Raw genomic sequence first — 16,745 nt, 5'->3', positions numbered from 1 at the left:
GGTGTTCGAAGTCTCAACCCATCGGCACAGGAGCCCTGTTGGTTCCCTATCCTGCCGCACTCCACCTCCCGCATGCCCTGGTCGAGTGGGCCACGATGCTCATCGTCACCCGTGAGGGTGACCGGCGGTGCAAACTCCCGCCGCACCAGCGGGCGCTCATCGCTCTGGTGTACCTGCGCCGCCACGACACCCTCACCAGGATCGCGTCCGGCTTCGGGATATCCGTCGGCACCGCCCACGCGTACGTCACCGCCGTGACCAGCCTGCTTGCCGACCGCGCCCCGGGCCTGCTCAAGACGCTGCGCGAGCACGATCCGGAGTTCGTCCTGCTGGACGGGACCCTGGCCGAGTGCGACCGTGTCGGCGACAGCCGAGCCGACTACTCGGCCAAACACCGCCGGCACGGCGTGAACGTCCAGGTCGTCACCGACCCCGCCGGCGAGGTGCTGTGGATCTCGCCCGCACTGCCAGGCCGCACCCACGACCTGACCGCAGCCCGCACCCACCGCATCATCCGGATCTGCGAACGCCAGAGCGTCCCGATCCTCGCCGACCGCGCCTACCAGGGCGCCGGGCCCTGGCTGACCACCGGCCTCAAACGCCCACCGGGCGGCGAGCTCACCCTCACCCAGCGCACCGCCAACCGGGCCCTGGCCGCGGCGAGGGCACCGGTCGAACGCGGCATGGCACGGCTGAAGTCCTGGCAGATCTTCCGCAGATCCCGCATCAGCCCCAACCGCATGAGCGTCATCACCAAAGCCGTTCTCACCCTGGAGAGGCAACGCTGAAAAAGCTCACTGCCGCGTCCCAGTTCATCGCCCCGTGCGGCTCGAGGGACACACTGAGCGTGGTGATGGCCACCAGGTCGCGCAGGTCGTGGCGCAGGCGGGTGAAGACAATGCGGTGCAGGACCGCGTTCGCCTGGCGGTCGCCGCCGTGGTTGAGCCTGCGCGTGCTCCGCCGGCCGGATGAATACTCGATGGGGCTGACTCCGCAAAGGGCAGCCAAGGACGCCTCGGTGCTCAGCCGATCAGGTTGTCTCCCATGGTGATCAGGAGCATGACGGCGCTGTCCGAACCGATGCCCACCCGTTCGAGCAGCTGCTGTGCGTGCGTGGCGTACGACGACCCGGGTCAGGCGCTGGTTCAGCTCATCGATCTGCCCGGTGAGCTGCTCGACGCGCTCGGCCAGCATGCGCAACGTCAGGCGGGTGGCCTGGGCCACCGCGTCCTCGTCTCCGGGCGCGGCCACTGAGCATGGCCCCGCGTCGATCGGTCCGATTCGCAGGGCAACCGGCGGGTCGAGCGATCGGGCCGGTTCAATACACCTGGATGTACTGAGCGAGGAGGCAGTGGGACAGGCTCGCTCCGAAGGTGCCGGTGCCCTCCACCCCCGCACGGCGCAACCGTATCCAGTTTGGCGGGCGCAGACGTCAGCTGCCAGCGGCCGTCGCCAAAGAGGATTCGGTGCCCATGACCTTTCCCAGCCGGGGACCGGGGCGGCGACGTGAACCTCGCCGTGCGTATCCACACTCAGGTCGACCTCACCCCGATTGGGCAGATCCGTGCTCGAGGTGGTGCTGCGCTCTCTGACGGAACCGGCTCTTCACACGCATATGCGAGTGCAATCGCAAAGTAGGCGCGCCCCGAAAACGTTACAGGGACAAGGGCCGCATGAGGTGCCGACCGCATCGTGCCCGACAGCGCAGCCGATCTCATGACGAGGCCGCGCCGAAGCTCTCCGGTGCGGCCTCGTCGTCTCACGGCTCCGCGCAAAGCCCCCAGGCGGGGCCCGCCGTATCACTGACGCCCCTATAACGAGGGGGCGGTCGATACCGTCCTGACCAGGTTGAAGACCTCGCGGGCGGCATATCGCTTGAGGCATCGGATGATCTCACGGCGGGTCTTGCCCTCCTGGGTGCGGCGTTCGTAGTACGCCTGAGTGCGCGGGTCGTGGCGCAGGCGGGTGAACACGATGCGGTGCAGGGCCGCGTTGGCCTGCCGGTCGCCGCCGTAGTTGAGCCGGCGTGTGATTCGCCGCCCGGAGGAGTACTCGATGGGGCTGACTCCGCAAAGCGCAGCAAAGGACGCCTCGGTGTTCAGTCGCTCGGGGTTGTCTCCCATGGTGATCAGTAAGGTGGCTGCGCTGTCCGGGCCGATGCCCACCGGTACGAGCAGCTGTGGGGCGTGGTGTTCGACGAGCCGGGTCAGGCGTTGGTTCAGCTCATTGATCTGTCCGGTGAGCTGTTCGATGCGCTCGGCGAGCATGCGCAACGTCATGTTGGTGGCCTGGGCCACCGCGTCCTCGTCTCCCCCACCATCGGGTGGGCTGAGGGTCGCACAGGTGCGGAACAGTTCGGCATTGCCCAAGCTCGAAAACCGTTCCCGCAGGGCGGGGTCGGCGATGACCAGGACAGCCTTGAGCTGGTTGATCGCCTGGGTGCGGGCCTTGACCGCGGAGTCCTTGGCGAGTTTGTAGATCCGGGCGCTGTGCACGGGTCCGTCGCCGGATTTGGCCTGGGCCCGGGCGCGACCGCTGAGCACGGCTCGCGCTGCGGCCTGCGCATCGAGCGGGTCCGACTTGCCGAGCAGACGGCGGGCCGTGCGGTCGGGCCGGTTCACTTCGAACACCTGGATCTGCTGGGTCAGCAGGTAGCGGGACAGGCCCGCGCCGAAGGTGCCGGTGCCCTCCACGCCGGCCCGGCGCACCGTCCCCCGCTTGCGGGCCCACACGAGCAGCCGACGGTAGCCGGCCGCCGTGGCCGGAAAGGACTCGGTGCCCAGGATTTGCCCGAGCGGGGAGATCACGGCGGCGACATGAAGCTCGCCGTGCGTGTCCACGCCCAGAACGACCTCGCGCCGAACGGGAGGATCCGTGCTGGAGAAAGTGCTGCGCTGTCTGGTCGTCATGGTGGTTCGCCTCCCGCGTGGCGATGTGCTGGGTGGATGGCACCGGCCGTCGGGCGGTCTGAACCGTGATGGCGCCTGATCTTCGGCAAGGCCCCTATTGGGACACGCCCTGTGGCTCGGTGACAGCAGAAACCATCCCGTAACGACGGTCGACAAGCCTGTGACTGGACACTTCGGTCATAGATCTCATGAGTCAGACCCCCGCCCGGGACGGCACTGCGCAACCGTCCCGTCGATCCCGGTACAACGGCATGACCCGACCACTGCCGGATGGCTTCGTCCGAACCGATGCTCAACCTGGCCTGGGGAGGCTGACAGTGAGTTGACTTCTCGCCCACTCGTGACCGGCATTGGCGGACAGCCTCGCGGCCCGCGTTACCGGCTGTCCTTCGTCGACCACGGCACGAACGGCCTCGGACCCTCTTTCGGTAAGCGGCCGGCCATAAGTCCTGTAGCTGCTGCGCGAGATCCTCGCCTGCTTCCTCTCAACTCCTCCACGAGATGGATGCTCTGCTCGGGGCGTTCACGGGCGGCGGTCAGGGACCTCACGCACAGTTAGCGGTCAGACGATGAGGGCTTCGGCTCGGCTCGGGAGTTCGCATCAGGTCCGCGAGCGGGACCGACTGCGGCTCACGCCCGCAGAAGCCGGGGTCCTCGTCTCCATCCGGCGTCGTACCCGTCGCAGGGCTCCCGCTTCAGCCAGCGCCAGCGACCTCGCCGAGCGCCCACCCTCGTCTGCCCCGGCAACCACGACTCCCGGCCGGAGTTCCGCAAGGTGCTCCTGGATCACGTGCGGTCGTGCTGATGTCGGGTCCGGCTCGGGCTGGCTCCGGACTGTCGCTGCCGCATCGGCGGAGGTGGCCGGGCGGGCGGTTCTGCTCATCCCACAGCAGGATCGTGAGCCCGTCGATGCGCAGCATCTGGTTGACCGGCCCGGCCCCGTCCCTCCCCTACGTGCACCGAGGCGTCCAGGCCCAGCTGCTCGCCGACCGCCCTGACCGCACTGGAGCGGTCGGCCTCCCGCACGATCGTAAGGATCTTGCAGCACTCGCCCGGCAGCGCATCCTCGCTGCGGTGCGGACAACGCCGGGTAACAGCGGCCGGACACGAAGGGCGTCCCGACGACGATCTCGGCATCGAGCCCGGCAGCCCACCCGGGATTACGTCCCAGGACGTTGACGGTGACGCTGTTCCCCTCGTCATCGGCGAGGGAGACGAGCTCCCCCGGAGCGATGTCGTCCACAACTACCCCTTCATCGGCGAGTACCGAGAGATCGTCGCCCCGCCGGAGTGCAATCGCCACCTCACTTCGCTAGGGGTTATTAAGCCTCTTCGGCACCGCAGGGCGGCCCGCAGTCAGGTCCTGGCGGCAGACGCGGACCTGCCCAGCAGTGCCTGTGTCGCCGCGTGCCGCGGGTCGGTGAAGACGTCGACCGTGGGGCCTGACTCGACGACACGGCCCGCTTCCAGGACGGTGACGGTGTCCGTGCGGTCGGCGATGAGGGGCAGGTCGTGGCTGATGAGGACGAGGGTCGTGCCACGACGCTCACGCAGGTCGGCGAGGAGGTCCATGATCGCGTGGCCGGTGTCAGGGTCCAGGGCGGAGGTGATCTCGTCGCAGATCAGTACCTCCGGCTCGGCGGCCAGTGCTCGCGCGATGGCGACGCGCTGGCGCTGCCCGCCGGACAACTCGTGCGGGTAGCGGGCGGCTAAGGCGGGCGGCAGTCCGACCTGTTCCAGGAGGTCGGCCACCCGTTCGCCGACCTCCCTGGCCGCGCAGCGGCGGTGCAGCCGCAGCGGGCGGCCCACGGCGGCGCCGACGGTGTGGCTCGGGTTCAGCGCGCCGAGCGGGTTCTGTGTGACGAGTTGCAGTCGGCGGCGCTGTGTACGGGTGCGTCCGCGCAGGCCGGTGCTCAGGGGCGTGCCGGACAGCTGAATCGTGCCGGAGGTGCTGCGCTGGAGTCCTACGACGGTGCGGACGAGCGTGGTCTTGCCTGAGCCGGAGACGCCGACGATGCCGGCCGCGGAACCGGCGGTGACGGTGAGGCCGACGCCGGTGAGAGCGGGCGTTCCACGGAAACTCACGTGCAGGTCCCGTACTTCGAGGGCGGGTGCACTGCTCCCCTCAGCCGTCAGGGCGGCTGAGGGCCGTGAGGCGGGCGTACGCATCGGCGGGGGCAGGTGGACACCCAGTTGTACGACCTCGTCGGCGAACTGCTCGACCACAGCGGGGTCGTGGCAGGCGAACACGACGGCGAGGTGGTGTTCGCGGGCGAGGTGCCGCAACAACTGACCTATCTCGTCGCGCAGTTCGGGATGGAGGCCGGCGGTCGGCTCGTCCAGGAGAAGGATGTCGGGGCGGCGGGCCAAGGCGCGGGCGAGGGCGACACGGCGCTGCTGTCCGCCGGAGAGGGCGCCGGGGCGGCGGGCGGCCAGGCGTCCGTCGTCGGGGAGTCGGACCTCGGTGAGGAGTGCTGCGACTGCCTCCGCGCTGCGGTCCGCGGCGAGTTCGCGGACGAGGCTGCGGACGCGCATACGGGGGTTGAGGCCGGAGCCGGGATCCTGGCCGACGTAGGCGAGCCGTGTGCCGCGCAGGACGCGCAGTTGCGAGTCGGAGAGGGCGAAGACGTCGTGGCCGAGGACGTCGACATGGCCGGCGGTGCGTGTCGTCCCGGGGGGCAGAAGGCCGGTCAGCGCACGCAACAGGGTCGTCTTGCCGGCGCCCGAGGGGCCGGTCAGGGCGACCAGTCGGCCGGGGTGTGCGGCCAGGGACGCGTCGCGCAGCAGAAGGCGGCCGTCGGGCGCGGTCACCGTCAGGCCCGTGATCTGGACAGCGGGTGTGCCGCTCGGCGGGTTCTCGGGCTTGGCGTACCGGTCGGGCGTGTGGCTCACAGGGCGGTCATCGCCTTCCGGCCGGTCTGGGGAGCGAGGGCTGCGGTCGCGAGGTTGACGCTGAGGGCGAGGAGGGCGACGGCGATGCTCGGGGCGACCACGGACCACGGGTTGAGGAGGATGCCCGGGGAATTCTCCCGGATCATCAACGCCCAGTCGGCGGCCGGGGGTTGCGGGCCGACCTGGAGGAAGCCGGCCGTGGCGACGAGGTACACGGCGGCGACGAAGCGCAGCCCGAACAGGGCGAGCAGGGTGGCGCGCAGGTTGGGCAGGATCTCCCGGACGACGAGATACCAGAGGCGTTCGCCGCCCGCTGCCGCCGCCTCCACGTACCCGGTCTCGGCGATGGGGGCCGCCGCACTGGCCGCGAGCCGGACCGCGTAGGGCACACCGAGCACGACAGCCGCGGTGATGACGGCGAGCCGGCCGCTGCCGGGCCAGGACAGGGTGACGAGGAGGATGCCGAGGACGGCCGGGAGCAGCATCATCAGGTCGGCGGTCCGTTCCACGAGCCGTCCGACGAGGGGACGTACGGCGCCGATCGCGCCGAGGATCGCGGCTGTGCCCGTGACCAGGGCCGCGACGAGCAGGGAGGACAGGACGAGGTGGCGTCCGCCGGCCAGCAGCCGGCTCAGCAGGTCCCGGCCCAGTTGGTCGCCGCCGAGCAGGGTTCCGTCCGCGCCGGGTTCCGCGTAGGGCACGGTCATCGGGATGTCCACGGCGTGCGGGACGATCCAGGGGCCGATCAGGGCGAGGCCGGTCAGGAGGACTGCCGGCAGGACGCGCAGGGCGATCCTCGTGCGGGATGTCCTCGTCGTCGGCCTCCCCTTGCTGCGGGAGGGCTTCACCGTCGGCTCGGCGTCGCTGCCGAACGTCGTCATCGTCGTCCTCTTCCTGTCACCACGGTGCGTACCAGGTCGGCCAGGAGCAGTACTGCGGTGATGACGGCGCCGGACAGCGCCGTGACGCCGGCGATGACGGGGCTGTCCCGGTCGGTGACGGCCGAGGCGAGCACTGATCCGATGCCGGGGTAGTTGAAGATGGTTTCGACGACGACCGCGCCGCCGAGCAGCATGCCGGTGGAGGTGGCGAGGCCCGTGGCGATGGCGGGCAGGGCGCCGGGCAGTACGTGGTGGGTGAGGACGCGGTGGGGCGGCAGTCCGTCGAGCACGGCGGTCTCCACGTGGGGGGCGCGGGCCTCGTCGGCGAGGGCGGCGCGCACGATCATGGTGTTCCAGCCGACCTGCGGGATGGTCAGAGCGAGGGCGGGCAGCACCAGCATGTCCCAGGAGGCGGGGGATCCGTCGGCGCCGGTGAGGGTGACCGCGGGCAGCCAGCCGGTCCACAGGGACAGCACCAGGACCAGGGCGACGGCTACGACGAACTCCGGCAGGGCGAGGACCGCGGTCGCCGAGCCCGACACGGCCCGGTCCAGGCGTCCGCCGGGCCTCAGGGCGGCCCAGCAGCCCAGGGCGAGGGACAGGACCGCGGTGAGCAACAGGGCGACGCCGCCCAGAAGCAGGGTGTTGGGGAAGGCTGCGGAGACCAGGTCGGTGACCTTCTCGCCGCGCGCGGAGATGCCGAGGTCGCCGGTGGGCAGGCCGGTCATCCAGTCCCAGAAGCGTTCCAGGACAGGGCGGTTGAGGCCCAGCAGTTCACGGCGCGCCGCAAGGTCGGCCGCGCTCTCACCGCGTTCGGAGGTCGCGTCGGCAGCGTCGCCCGGGAGCAGTTCGACGGCGACGAAGACCAGTGCGAGCAGGAGAGCCAGCAGAGCCGTCCGCTTCAGCAGCGCGCTCCCTACCCGCGCCAGGAACAGGCCGGACGCGCGGGCCGGCCGCGTCCCCGGGGCGGGCGGGGCAGCGGCCGGTGCGATGGGGTCGGAGGTCAACTGGCCAGCCATGTGCCTTCGAGCTGAACCCTTCCGTACCCTGGCAGCTTCGGCAGGCCGCGCACCTTGGCCCCGGCGAGGTCGATGCCGTCGGCCATGCCCCACAGGAGGTAGCCGGAGCTGTCGTACTCGATCTGCTGGAGCTGCCCCAGGAGTTGGGTGCGCTGGGCGTCGTCGGCGGTGCCGATGGCCTTCTGGTAGGCCGTGTCGAACTCGGTGGACTTCCAGCCGGCCTCGTTCTGGCCGCTGTCGGAGACCATGGTCTTGCTGGCGAAGAAGACCACGGAGTCGTTGGTGCCCCAGTAGGTGGTGTAAAGGTCGCCCTTGAGCCAGGTCTTGTCCCAGAAGACGGCCGACTCCTGCTTGACGACCTTGATCTTCACGCCGGCCTCGCGGACCTGGGTGGCGAACAGGGTGGCCGACTCGGCGAGACCGGATATGTCCTCGGTGGTGAGCAGTTCGTACGTCTTCGAGGTGTCGAAGCCGGCCTCGGCGAGGAGCTTCTTGGCCTGCGTCAGGTCGCGGGCGCGCTGCGGGATGCTCTTGTCGTAGGCGGGGTCGCCGGTGCCGAGGATGTCGTTGGCGACGGTGCCGTAGCCGGACAGGACCTGCTTGACCATGGCCTCGCGGTCGACGGCGAGGCGCAGTGCCTCGCGCACCTTGGGGTCGGCGAAGGGGCCGTCGGCGGTGCGCATGACGATCGGCATCGCCATGTCGTTGGGGCGGCGCACGGTCTGGACGTCCTTACGGGACTCGGCTGTCCGGGCGGCGACGGCGCCGACGTTGGAGGCGAGGTCGATCTGCCCGGCCAGCAGGGCGTTGGCCATGGCCTGTGGACTCTCGAAGATCTTCACCTCGATGGCGTCGAGGTACACGTCGCCGCCGTACCAGTCGTCGTTGCGGACCAGGCGGGCGTTGCCGGTGCGGAACCAGTCGAGTTTGAAGGGGCCGGTGCCGGGCGCCTTCGCGATGTCCTTGTCGGTGGTGCCGTCGGGGATGACGAAGGTGGTCAGGCGGGTGAGCAGCGGCAGTTCGGCGTTGGCGTAGTCGGAGACCAGGACGACGGTGTCGGTGCCCTCGGCCGTGATGTTCTTCGCCTGGATGCCGGGCAGCCGGGAGGCGCCGGCGGGTGTGGCGCGCAGGCGCTTGAGGGAGTAGACGACGTCCTTGGCGGTCACCGGGGGCCCGTCGTGGAACTTCGCCCCCTGGGCGATCTTGAACTTCCAGGTCTTGAGGTCCTCGGACGGCGTCCAGCTCGCGGCCAGCCGGGGCTCGGTGTTCGGCTTCGTGCCGGGCACGGTGAGCGTGTCGTATACGAGGCTGATGATCAGGTAGTCGCTCTCGTTGGCCTGGGAGCCGTGCGGGTCGCGGGTGATGGCAGCGGCCCGGCCGAGGGCGCCGACACGGATGGTGCCGCCCTTGCGGGGCTTGGCGGAGCCGGTGGCGGACCCGGTCGGTTCGGCGTCATCGCCGCCGCCGCAGGCGGCCAGCAGGGCGGTCGCGCCGACGGCGCCACCGGCCCACAGGAGTTGACGTCTGTTCAGGTCCACGTTGTCCTCGATTTCACGCGCGACTCAATTGCTTAGGTTTGCCTATCCTGATTTACGGCGATCACGCAAGGGGGCACTCGCTGTGATCCTGATCAACTTAGGTAAGCCTTGCCTGCGTGTTGCGGTTTGGCTATGTTTCCGTTCGGTCAACGCGGCCTCTTCATCGACAGAGGCCCACCGCCCGCCCCTCACCCGCACCGGAACGGACGGTTCACCCATGCCGACGGCAGCCACGCCTGTACGTCAGCTTCACCCCCACGCCGTGACCGAACTGCTCACCACGGCCCGTGCCCTGCTCGACGCCTTCGACGGCGTCGCCACCCACCCCGGGCTGCTCGCCCAAGTCCCTGATACCGCCGCCAAGTTGAGCGACGGCATCCGGCACGCCTGCCGCCCGGTCGACACCGCCGACGGACTGTTCGTGCTGCGCGGCCTCCCGGTCGACGACGAGGCGATCGGCCTCACCCCCGGTCACTGGTCGACCGCCGGGAACGCCGGAGCGCTGCACGACGTGGTCCTGCTCCTGCTCTCCACGGTGATGGGCACGCCGCTGGCCTGGGAGGGTCAGCAGGACGGCCGGTTCGTGCACAACATCGTCCCCTCGCCGGGACACGAGGCCGAACAGACCGGAGCCAGCAGCCGTGTGCTGCTCAGCCCGCACACCGAGGACGCCTTCCACCCCGGCCGCGCCCATCTGCTGGTGCTCGGCTGCCTGCGCAACCCGGACGCGGTCGCGACCACGGCCGCCAGCATCCGCCGGGTCGAACTGGACGCACAGGACCATGAGTTGCTCAGCCTGCCGGTACTGCCGATCCTGCCCGACGACGCCTACGCCGAGGCACAGGGCTACGACGGCACCCCGCAGCCCGTGCCGACGGTGTGGCAGTCGCCGGACGGGCCGACCCTGCGTTTCGACCCCGCATTCACCCCCCTGGACGAGGCGCCCGAGGAACACCGCGCGGCCTACGGCCGGCTGGAGGCCGAGCTCTCCCGGGTCTCCGTGGCGGTGGCCCTGACGCCGGGAGACGTACTGGTCGTCGACAACGACCTCGTCGTGCACGGCCGGGTCCCCTTCAAGGCGCGCTACGACGGCACCGACCGCTGGCTGAAACGTTCCTCCGTGCGGGTACCGGGCCGCCGTACCCGTCCGCAGGCCGAGCGGTTCGAGCACGGCTACGGCCAGGCGGCCGTCGAAGCGCACGCGAGCTGAACACCCGCCCCGCACCGGAGGAATCACTCATGCCCGACACCTCGGCAGCCCCCACCAGCACGAGCACCGGCACCCCGGCATCCGGCGACGACAGACACCTGCGCATCCTGTCCACCACCGACCTCGCCGGGATCGAGATATCCCTGGCCGACGTGGTGGCCACAGTGGAAGGCGCCTACCGCACCCTCCACGCCGGCCAGTCCGACAACCCCCGCAAACTGACCGTCAAGCCAAAGGACGGACACTCCGTCTCCTACGCCATGCTGGGCCGGGACGGCTCCCGCAACGTCGTGGCGATCAAGACCTCGTACAAGCACGGCCTGGACAAGGGCCGTGAGGAGCAGCACTACTACACGGCGCTGACGATCTACGACGACGTCACCGGCCTGCCGGTGGCGATGATGGACTGCTCCCGCATCGGCTCCCTGCGCACCCCGGCCGTCTCCGCGCTCCTGGCCCGCGAATGCGCCGCCCCCGGCGCCCGCTCGGCACTGGTCGTCGGCACCGGAACGCAAGGCCGCCTCGCCCTGCCGTTCCTGCTCACCACGCAGCCCGGCCTGGACCGACTGATGGTGTTCGGCACTCACCCCGAGGGCATCAGCGCCGTCCGCGAGCAGTTGCGCGCGCACTTCCCCGACCGGGATGTGGAGGTCGTCACCGATCTGCGGGACGCCGCAGCGAACGCCGACGTCATCGTCGCCACGGCCGGCGCCCACACCCCGGCCGCAATCGAGGCGGGCTGGCTCAAGCCGGGCGCGCTGTCCGTCCTGGTCGGACACGGACTGGCGCCCTCGACGCTGCACCAGGCAGACCGCGTCATCGCCACCAGCGAAGCGCAGATGAACGTCACCGGCACCGACATGGCCGACGCCGAAGGCAAACTCCCCGCGGTCGACACCGAGTTCCCGCCCGTGATCGCCGGGATCACGGCCGGCCGCTTCAGCGAGACCGAGCGGATCTTCGCCTACAACAGCGGGCTCGTCGTCACCGACATCGCACTCGGCCACCGCTTCGCGCAGCTGGCCATCGCCCAGGGTCTGGGTACCGAGGTGCCGTTGTGGCAGTGACCGCTCTCGGTCCTCCGGTTCTCCCGGCTCTGTCCGACCCCGCCACCGAAACCGTGCTGGCCAGCGGGCTCCTGCCCGAACTCGCCTACGCCTTCGGCGGCCCGTTCCACTTCCTGCTGCCCGACGCCTTCGACGTCAACCTGCGCGCCATGCAGGATGCCCTCGCCACGGCCGGAGTGGACGGCTTCGTCTACTTCGCGAAGAAGGCCAACAAAGCCGCTGTCTTCGCAGAACGTGCCGCCGCGCTGGGCGCGGGGGTGGACGTGGCATCTGCCGGAGAACTGCGCGAGGCCCTCGGCCACGGCGTGCGGGGCGAACACCTCGTGGTGACCGGGCCCGCGAAGAATCCGCACCTGCTGCGTCTGGCCGTCCAGCACGGCGCGCTCGTCGCGGTCGACGCGCTCGACGAACTCGACGCCGTCATCACCCTCGCGCTGAACGGGCAGGTCCCTCCGGCCCGTGTGCTGCTGCGCGTGCTGCCGCCCGTCCAGCCGCACAGCCGGTTCGGGATGACCGAGGCCGAGCTGGCCACCGCCATGGACCGCTGTGTCGTCGCGGGCGACGCGCTGCGCATGGAAGGCTTCAGCTTCCACCTGTCCGGCTACGCCCTGCAGCCCCGGGCCGACCTTGCCGCCCGGCTCGCCGAGCTGTGCCTCAAGGCTCGCGTGAAGGGGCTGGAAGCCAGCCGCATCAGCATCGGCGGCGGCCTGCCCATCAGCTACACCGACGCCGACACCTGGCACACCTTCCTCGAAACCCAGCGCCCGGCCCACTACCACGCCGGCAAGACGTTCCAGAGCAGCGACTTCTACCCCTACCACTCGCCCCTTGCCGGACCCGACGCTCTGGCTTCGCTCCTGGCGACCCGGCCGGAGCACACCGGCACCACGCTGGCCGACGTCCTCAAAGACGCCGGGCTGGAACTGCTCCTCGAACCCGGCCGCGCCCTGCTCGACCGCGCCGGGGCCACCGTCTTCACGATCCAGGGCGTCAAGGACCGCGACGGATACCGGCTGCTGACCGTCGACGGCACCAGCCTGAGCCTGTCCGAACAGTGGTTCAACAGCGAATACCTCCCCGACCCGCTGCTGATCCCCCAAGAGCCCGTCGCGCCCGCCGGGCTGTTCCCTGCCGGCGTCGGGGCGTCCACCTGCCTGGAGTCGGACATGCTCACCTGGCGCAAGATCGCTTTCCGCCGTCTACCGCGAGTCGGGGACCTGCTGCTGTACCCGAACACGGCCGGCTACCAGATGGACTCCAACGAGTCGCCCTTCCACGACCTGCCGCTGCCTCCCAAGGTCGTCATCGACCGGACAGAGCGTGCCCGGCCGCGCTGGCGCCTGGACCGTCACTTCACCTGAAACCACCCGCACTTCTCATCCGCCGCCCCACAGGAGCATTCGATGCCCGGAGCTCTTCAGCGCCCCGCCGTGGTCCCCCGCGTTTCCGACCTCATCGGCTACACCCCCCTGCTGGAACTCGCCGCCACCGAGACCGGCAGCCGACTCCTGCTCAAACTGGAGATGTTCAATCCCACCGGCACCGCGAAGATCCGCATGGCCCGCGCCATGGTCGACGCCGCCGAGGCATCGGGGGACCTGCGCGCCGGAGGCCGCATCATCGAGTCGACCTCCGGCAACACCGGTCTGGGCCTGTCGGTGATCGCCGCCGAACGCGGCTACACCTTCACCGCCGTGGTCGACAACCACGCGGCGCCCGACAAGCTGCGCGCCATGAAGGCCCTGGGCACCGAACTCGTCTACGTCGTCGACGACGGCGGCGCCGAGGAACTCGCCACCGCCGCACGCGAGGAACTCGCCGAGGACATGGCCCGCGGCCATGACAACACCATCTTCACCGAACAGCACAACAACCCCGCCAACGGCGTCGGATACTTCCCCGTCGCCCACGAACTGACCGAGGCTCTCGGCGGCGACATCGGCGTCCTGATCGGCGCGGTCGGCACCGGAGGCGGACTGTGCGGCACAGGCCGGGAGCTGGCCAAGCTGATCTCCGGCTTCACTGTCATCGGTGTCGAGCCCAAGGGATCGATCGCCTTCGGCGGACCGGCGCACGACTACTACCAGTCCGGCACCGGTACCCCCGAGGGCGCCGGGATCGGCGCCCTGGTCGACTTCGACCTGATCGACGAAGGCGTCAAGGTCGGCGACGTCGAGGCGTTCGCGACCTGCCGGGCCGTGGCCCGCACCGGCCTGCTCATCGGCGGCTCAGCCGGCGGCGTCGTCCATGAAGCACTGACCCGTCTTCCTAGCCTGCCGCCCGGCACGACTATGGTCGCCCTGATCAACGACGGCGGCGAGAAGTACATGGACACCGTCTTCAACGACGACTGGATGAGCGAACGAGACCTCCTGAGCCCCGAAACCGAGCGGGAAGTCGACGAACTCCTCACCAAACTCCGCAGGAACCGGTACACCGCATGCTGACCACACTCCTCCGCGACAGCCGTGCCCTCGGTGTCCTCGCGGTCCCGCTCATCCTCACGCAACTCGCCCAGGTCGCCCTCACGACCACCGACACGGTGATGATGGGACTGCTGGGCACCACCGAACTCGCGGCCGGCGGTCTCGCCATCGTGATCTTCAACCAGATCCGCACCATGGGCGTCGGCCTCGTCACCTCCGTCGGCAACCAGGTGGCCGCAGCAGCAGCCCGCGCCGAACAGTCGGCCGACGGGACTGACGGCGCGCAGGAGTCAGCACACGAGGAGGTACGGGCCATCGTCCGCGCCAGCCTCGCCGTCGCCACCATCGCCGGGATCGCCGGCGCCCTCCTGATGATCCTTATCGGGCAGGCACTGACCTGGCTCGGGCAGGACGCCGACGTCGTCCGTCTCGCACAGCACATGCTCTACGCGCTCGCCCCCGGTCTGCTGCCCTGCCTGTGGTTCCAGGCCATACGCCAGTTCACGGTCGGCATGCGCCGCCCTCAAGCCCTGCTCCAGATCACCCTGGTGTCCATAGCGGTGAACGCGGGCCTGAACTGGCTCCTCATCCACGGCACCTTCGGCCTTCCCCGCCTGGGGCTGACCGGCGTCGGCATCGCCACGTCGACGGTTTACCTGCTGTCCTTCCTCGCCCTCTACGCCGCCGCGAAGAAGGACACCGCGCTCGGCCCGCTCCTCACCCTCGACATCACCCGCACCGATCCGGCCGTGCTCCGGCGTCTCCTCGGCCTCGGCGTGCCGATCGCGGCGACCTACGGCTCCGAAGCCGGCTTCTTCTCCGTCACCGCGCTGATGGCGGGCTCCTTCGGCCCGGACGCGCTCGCCGCGCACACTGCCGTCAACCAGCTCGTCTACATCGTCTTCCAGGTGGCGGTCGGCCTCTCCCACGCCGCGTCCATCAACGTCAGCCGTGAACTCGCCCTCGGCAACCACGACGGCGCCCACCGGATCAAGAACACCGCCCTCGCCTGCGCCGCCGCCGTCATGACCGTCGTCGGCATCCTCTACGTCACCCTCCCCCGCCTCGTGCTCGCCCCCTTCCTCGACACCGGCTCCGATCAGGCCCTCAGCATCGCAACGCACCTGTTGATCGTCACGGCGTTCCTGCAGTTCTTCGACTGCAGCCAGAACATCGGCGTCGGCCTGCTCCGCGGTCTCGACGACACCAAGAGCGGCTTCCGCATCACCCTCATCGGCTACTGGGCCATCGGACTGCCCGCCGCCTGGCTCCTCGCCTACCCGTTGAACCTCGACACTCTCGGCATCTGGCTCGGCCTCCTCACCGGCCTCGCCACCACCGCCGTCCTCCTGCTGCGCCGCTACAACACCGCACTCGCCACCGCACACCCCATCCCGGCAACGGCCACCGCCTGACCGCGGCTACCGGGCGAGCACTCCACCTGTCGCTCGCACCGGACCGGTCAGCGGCTCTGCTCGCCCTGGGCCACCTCCACCTCGTGGTGGAAGTCGACCAAGCCCGTGACTGCGGCACCGGCGGACACGAACGCGCAGCCGGCGAGAAGCAGGGCGATGCCCCGCCTGGCCGCCGGACGGCGTGCGGGAGACGAGAGAAGGGCCGCGACGCGTTGAGGAACCGGGCCCGCCGTGGCAGCGGGGGCGAAGTCCGGGCGCGAGGAGCGGGTGGCGGCGCCGGCCAGGGCAGCGCGGGCGATGGCCCGGGCCAGCAGACGCCGGTCGCCGACCGCGGCGGCCGCGCTCTCGTCCGCGGCCCGCTCCGCGGCGAGCCGGATGTCCGCGCGGAACGAGCGCAGCGCGGGGTGGCAGTGGGCCGCGAGTTCGGCGGCAGCGAGGAAGTAGTGGTGACCGGCCGCGTTGTGGGCGCGCTCGTGGGCGAAGAGGGCTTCCCGTTCGGCGGGGCCGAGGCTGCGCAGCATGGCGGTGGTGACGACGATGCGGTGCGGCCTGCCAGGCAGGGCGTACGCGTCCGGGGAGGTCGAATCGACCACACGCAGGTCGCCGGCGGCGGGGAGGCGGTCGGCCTCGGCGCGGGCGGCGCGGAAGTCGCGGAACTGCCGTAGCGCGGAGCGTCCGAGGGTGCAGACGCCGACAGTGAGGGCCCCGGTGGCCAGCGCTGCGGCGGGCAGGACGAACACGTCGGACGGTGTGCGCAGAGGGTGGACGAGCTCGCCGAACGCCGCGAAGACAGGGAGCTTGAGCAGTCCGGTCAGCACGAGTGCGCCCAGGGCCGCCGCGCACGCACCCGCCAGCATCAGCGCCGAGACGGTGAGCGCCCACAGCGCGGCGACCGGGTCGAGGCGGGCGAGGGCGCGCCGGGCCAGCGGCGGCGCCGCGAAGGGCAGCAGCAGCGGGAGCAGCAGCAAGGCGGTCACTGTGCGTCCGCCTCCAGCAGCCGGCGCAGCACCTGCTCGTCGTCGGCGCTGAGCTGGGCGACGAACCGGGCCAGGACCGTCTCCCGGTCGGTGTCCCTTGCCAGCTCGCCGTGCATGCGTCGGGCGGTGAGGCCGGCGGCGTCCTGAACGGGGAAGTAGGCGTACCCGCGGCCCTCGCGTTCACGGCCTACGACGCCCTTGTCGTACAGGCGGGACAGGATCGTCGTCACGGTGGTGCGAGCCAGGCCGGCGCCGAGTTCGCGTTGCACGCGGTTAGGGGTGAGCGGCACGTCGGCGGTCCACAGGACGGCCATGACTGCGGCTTCGAGCTCACCCGCCGGACGCCGTTCGTCCATCTCGTGTGTCATGTGTACGTTCCTCACCGAGCACTCGTCTACAGTTGAGTAGACC

At 70.3% G+C, this 16,745-nt stretch carries 15 protein-coding genes; 6 read left to right on the top strand and 9 right to left on the bottom strand.

What is annotated here, in order from left to right:
* The first annotated feature begins 38 nt into the window (after window positions 1-38).
* Window positions 39-788: a transposase family protein gene (locus tag ACN6LD_RS11925; RefSeq protein ID WP_445043132.1), complete on the top strand. Its 750-nt coding sequence runs from the start codon at window positions 39-41 to the stop codon at window positions 786-788.
* On the opposite strand, the gene ACN6LD_RS11920 is transcribed toward ACN6LD_RS11925, so the two are convergent.
* The 7 genes from ACN6LD_RS11920 to ACN6LD_RS11890 all read right to left on the bottom strand — a co-directional run bounded on the left by ACN6LD_RS11920 (window position 766) and on the right by ACN6LD_RS11890 (window position 9,239).
* Window positions 766-1,224 carry a transposase gene (locus tag ACN6LD_RS11920; protein WP_445043131.1) on the bottom strand — a complete coding sequence of 153 codons (459 nt, stop codon included), beginning with the start codon at window positions 1,222-1,224 and terminating at the stop codon, window positions 766-768. The two genes, ACN6LD_RS11925 and ACN6LD_RS11920, sit on opposite strands and share 23 nt — an antisense overlap.
* A gap of 587 nt (window positions 1,225-1,811) precedes the next feature.
* Entirely contained in the window at window positions 1,812-2,909 is a 1,098-nt protein-coding gene (locus ACN6LD_RS11915; RefSeq protein WP_445043130.1) for an IS110 family RNA-guided transposase, read from the bottom strand.
* Between the two features lie 601 nt (window positions 2,910-3,510).
* Window positions 3,511-4,152, bottom strand: coding sequence for a DUF5959 family protein (locus ACN6LD_RS11910; protein WP_445043129.1), 642 nt, complete (start codon window positions 4,150-4,152; stop codon window positions 3,511-3,513).
* Window positions 4,153-4,265: 113 nt separating this feature from the next.
* The gene (locus ACN6LD_RS11905; protein ID WP_445043128.1) at window positions 4,266-5,801 is read right to left on the bottom strand and encodes an ABC transporter ATP-binding protein; all 1,536 of its coding nucleotides are present in this window, start codon (window positions 5,799-5,801) and stop codon (window positions 4,266-4,268) included.
* A complete protein-coding gene (locus ACN6LD_RS11900) occupies window positions 5,798-6,682 on the bottom strand; it encodes an ABC transporter permease (protein WP_445043127.1) in 885 nt (294 codons plus the stop codon). The genes ACN6LD_RS11905 and ACN6LD_RS11900 overlap by 4 nt, the downstream gene beginning before the upstream one ends.
* Window positions 6,679-7,701 (bottom strand): ABC transporter permease, encoded by a 1,023-nt coding sequence (locus ACN6LD_RS11895; protein WP_445043126.1) that lies wholly within the window; start codon window positions 7,699-7,701, stop codon window positions 6,679-6,681. The genes ACN6LD_RS11900 and ACN6LD_RS11895 overlap by 4 nt, the downstream gene beginning before the upstream one ends.
* Window positions 7,686-9,239: an ABC transporter substrate-binding protein gene (locus ACN6LD_RS11890; RefSeq protein ID WP_445043125.1), complete on the bottom strand. Its 1,554-nt coding sequence runs from the start codon at window positions 9,237-9,239 to the stop codon at window positions 7,686-7,688. The genes ACN6LD_RS11895 and ACN6LD_RS11890 overlap by 16 nt, the downstream gene beginning before the upstream one ends.
* 262 nt (window positions 9,240-9,501) lie before the next feature.
* On the opposite strand from ACN6LD_RS11890, the gene ACN6LD_RS11885 reads away from it, so the two are divergent.
* From ACN6LD_RS11885 to ACN6LD_RS11865, 5 genes are read left to right on the top strand one after another with little or no spacing between them, the layout of a single operon-like run.
* The gene (locus ACN6LD_RS11885; protein ID WP_445043124.1) at window positions 9,502-10,449 is read left to right on the top strand and encodes a TauD/TfdA family dioxygenase; all 948 of its coding nucleotides are present in this window, start codon (window positions 9,502-9,504) and stop codon (window positions 10,447-10,449) included.
* A gap of 29 nt (window positions 10,450-10,478) precedes the next feature.
* Complete coding sequence (locus ACN6LD_RS11880; RefSeq protein ID WP_445043123.1) at window positions 10,479-11,516, top strand: ornithine cyclodeaminase family protein; 1,038 nt, start codon at window positions 10,479-10,481, stop codon at window positions 11,514-11,516.
* The gene (locus ACN6LD_RS11875) at window positions 11,507-12,877 is read left to right on the top strand and encodes a Y4yA family PLP-dependent enzyme (RefSeq protein ID WP_445043122.1); all 1,371 of its coding nucleotides are present in this window, start codon (window positions 11,507-11,509) and stop codon (window positions 12,875-12,877) included. The genes ACN6LD_RS11880 and ACN6LD_RS11875 overlap by 10 nt, the downstream gene beginning before the upstream one ends.
* A 42-nt stretch (window positions 12,878-12,919) precedes the next feature.
* Window positions 12,920-13,963, top strand: coding sequence for a cysteine synthase family protein (locus ACN6LD_RS11870; protein ID WP_445043121.1), 1,044 nt, complete (start codon window positions 12,920-12,922; stop codon window positions 13,961-13,963).
* Window positions 13,957-15,357 (top strand): MATE family efflux transporter, encoded by a 1,401-nt coding sequence (locus ACN6LD_RS11865; protein ID WP_445043120.1) that lies wholly within the window; start codon window positions 13,957-13,959, stop codon window positions 15,355-15,357. Before ACN6LD_RS11870 ends, ACN6LD_RS11865 begins: the two co-directional genes overlap by 7 nt.
* Before the next feature lie 47 nt (window positions 15,358-15,404).
* Here ACN6LD_RS11865 and ACN6LD_RS11860 read toward each other — a convergent pair whose 3' ends face one another.
* The gene (locus ACN6LD_RS11860; RefSeq protein ID WP_445043119.1) at window positions 15,405-16,334 is read right to left on the bottom strand and encodes a M48 family metalloprotease; all 930 of its coding nucleotides are present in this window, start codon (window positions 16,332-16,334) and stop codon (window positions 15,405-15,407) included.
* Window positions 16,331-16,702: a BlaI/MecI/CopY family transcriptional regulator gene (locus tag ACN6LD_RS11855; RefSeq protein WP_445043118.1), complete on the bottom strand. Its 372-nt coding sequence runs from the start codon at window positions 16,700-16,702 to the stop codon at window positions 16,331-16,333. Before ACN6LD_RS11855 ends, ACN6LD_RS11860 begins: the two co-directional genes overlap by 4 nt.
* Window positions 16,703-16,745 lie beyond the last annotated feature (43 nt).

The sequence above is a fragment of the Streptomyces sp. SAS_272 genome (assembly GCF_052543235.1).
This window is presented reverse-complemented; position numbering and strand designations above follow the sequence as displayed.

Bases quoted from the DNA above. Each gene is read 5' to 3' on its own strand.
- ACN6LD_RS11895 (WP_445043126.1), bottom strand. From the start codon at position 7,701: ATGGCTGGCCAGTTGACCTCCGACCCCATCGCACCGGCCGCTGCCCCG.
- ACN6LD_RS11855 (WP_445043118.1), bottom strand. From the start codon at position 16,702: ATGACACACGAGATGGACGAACGGCGTCCGGCGGGTGAGCTCGAAGCC.
- ACN6LD_RS11900 (WP_445043127.1), bottom strand. From the start codon at position 6,682: ATGACGACGTTCGGCAGCGACGCCGAGCCGACGGTGAAGCCCTCCCGC.
- ACN6LD_RS11880 (WP_445043123.1), top strand. From the start codon at position 10,479: ATGCCCGACACCTCGGCAGCCCCCACCAGCACGAGCACCGGCACCCCG.
- ACN6LD_RS11915 (WP_445043130.1), bottom strand. From the start codon at position 2,909: ATGACGACCAGACAGCGCAGCACTTTCTCCAGCACGGATCCTCCCGTT.
- ACN6LD_RS11870 (WP_445043121.1), top strand. From the start codon at position 12,920: ATGCCCGGAGCTCTTCAGCGCCCCGCCGTGGTCCCCCGCGTTTCCGAC.
- ACN6LD_RS11865 (WP_445043120.1), top strand. From the start codon at position 13,957: ATGCTGACCACACTCCTCCGCGACAGCCGTGCCCTCGGTGTCCTCGCG.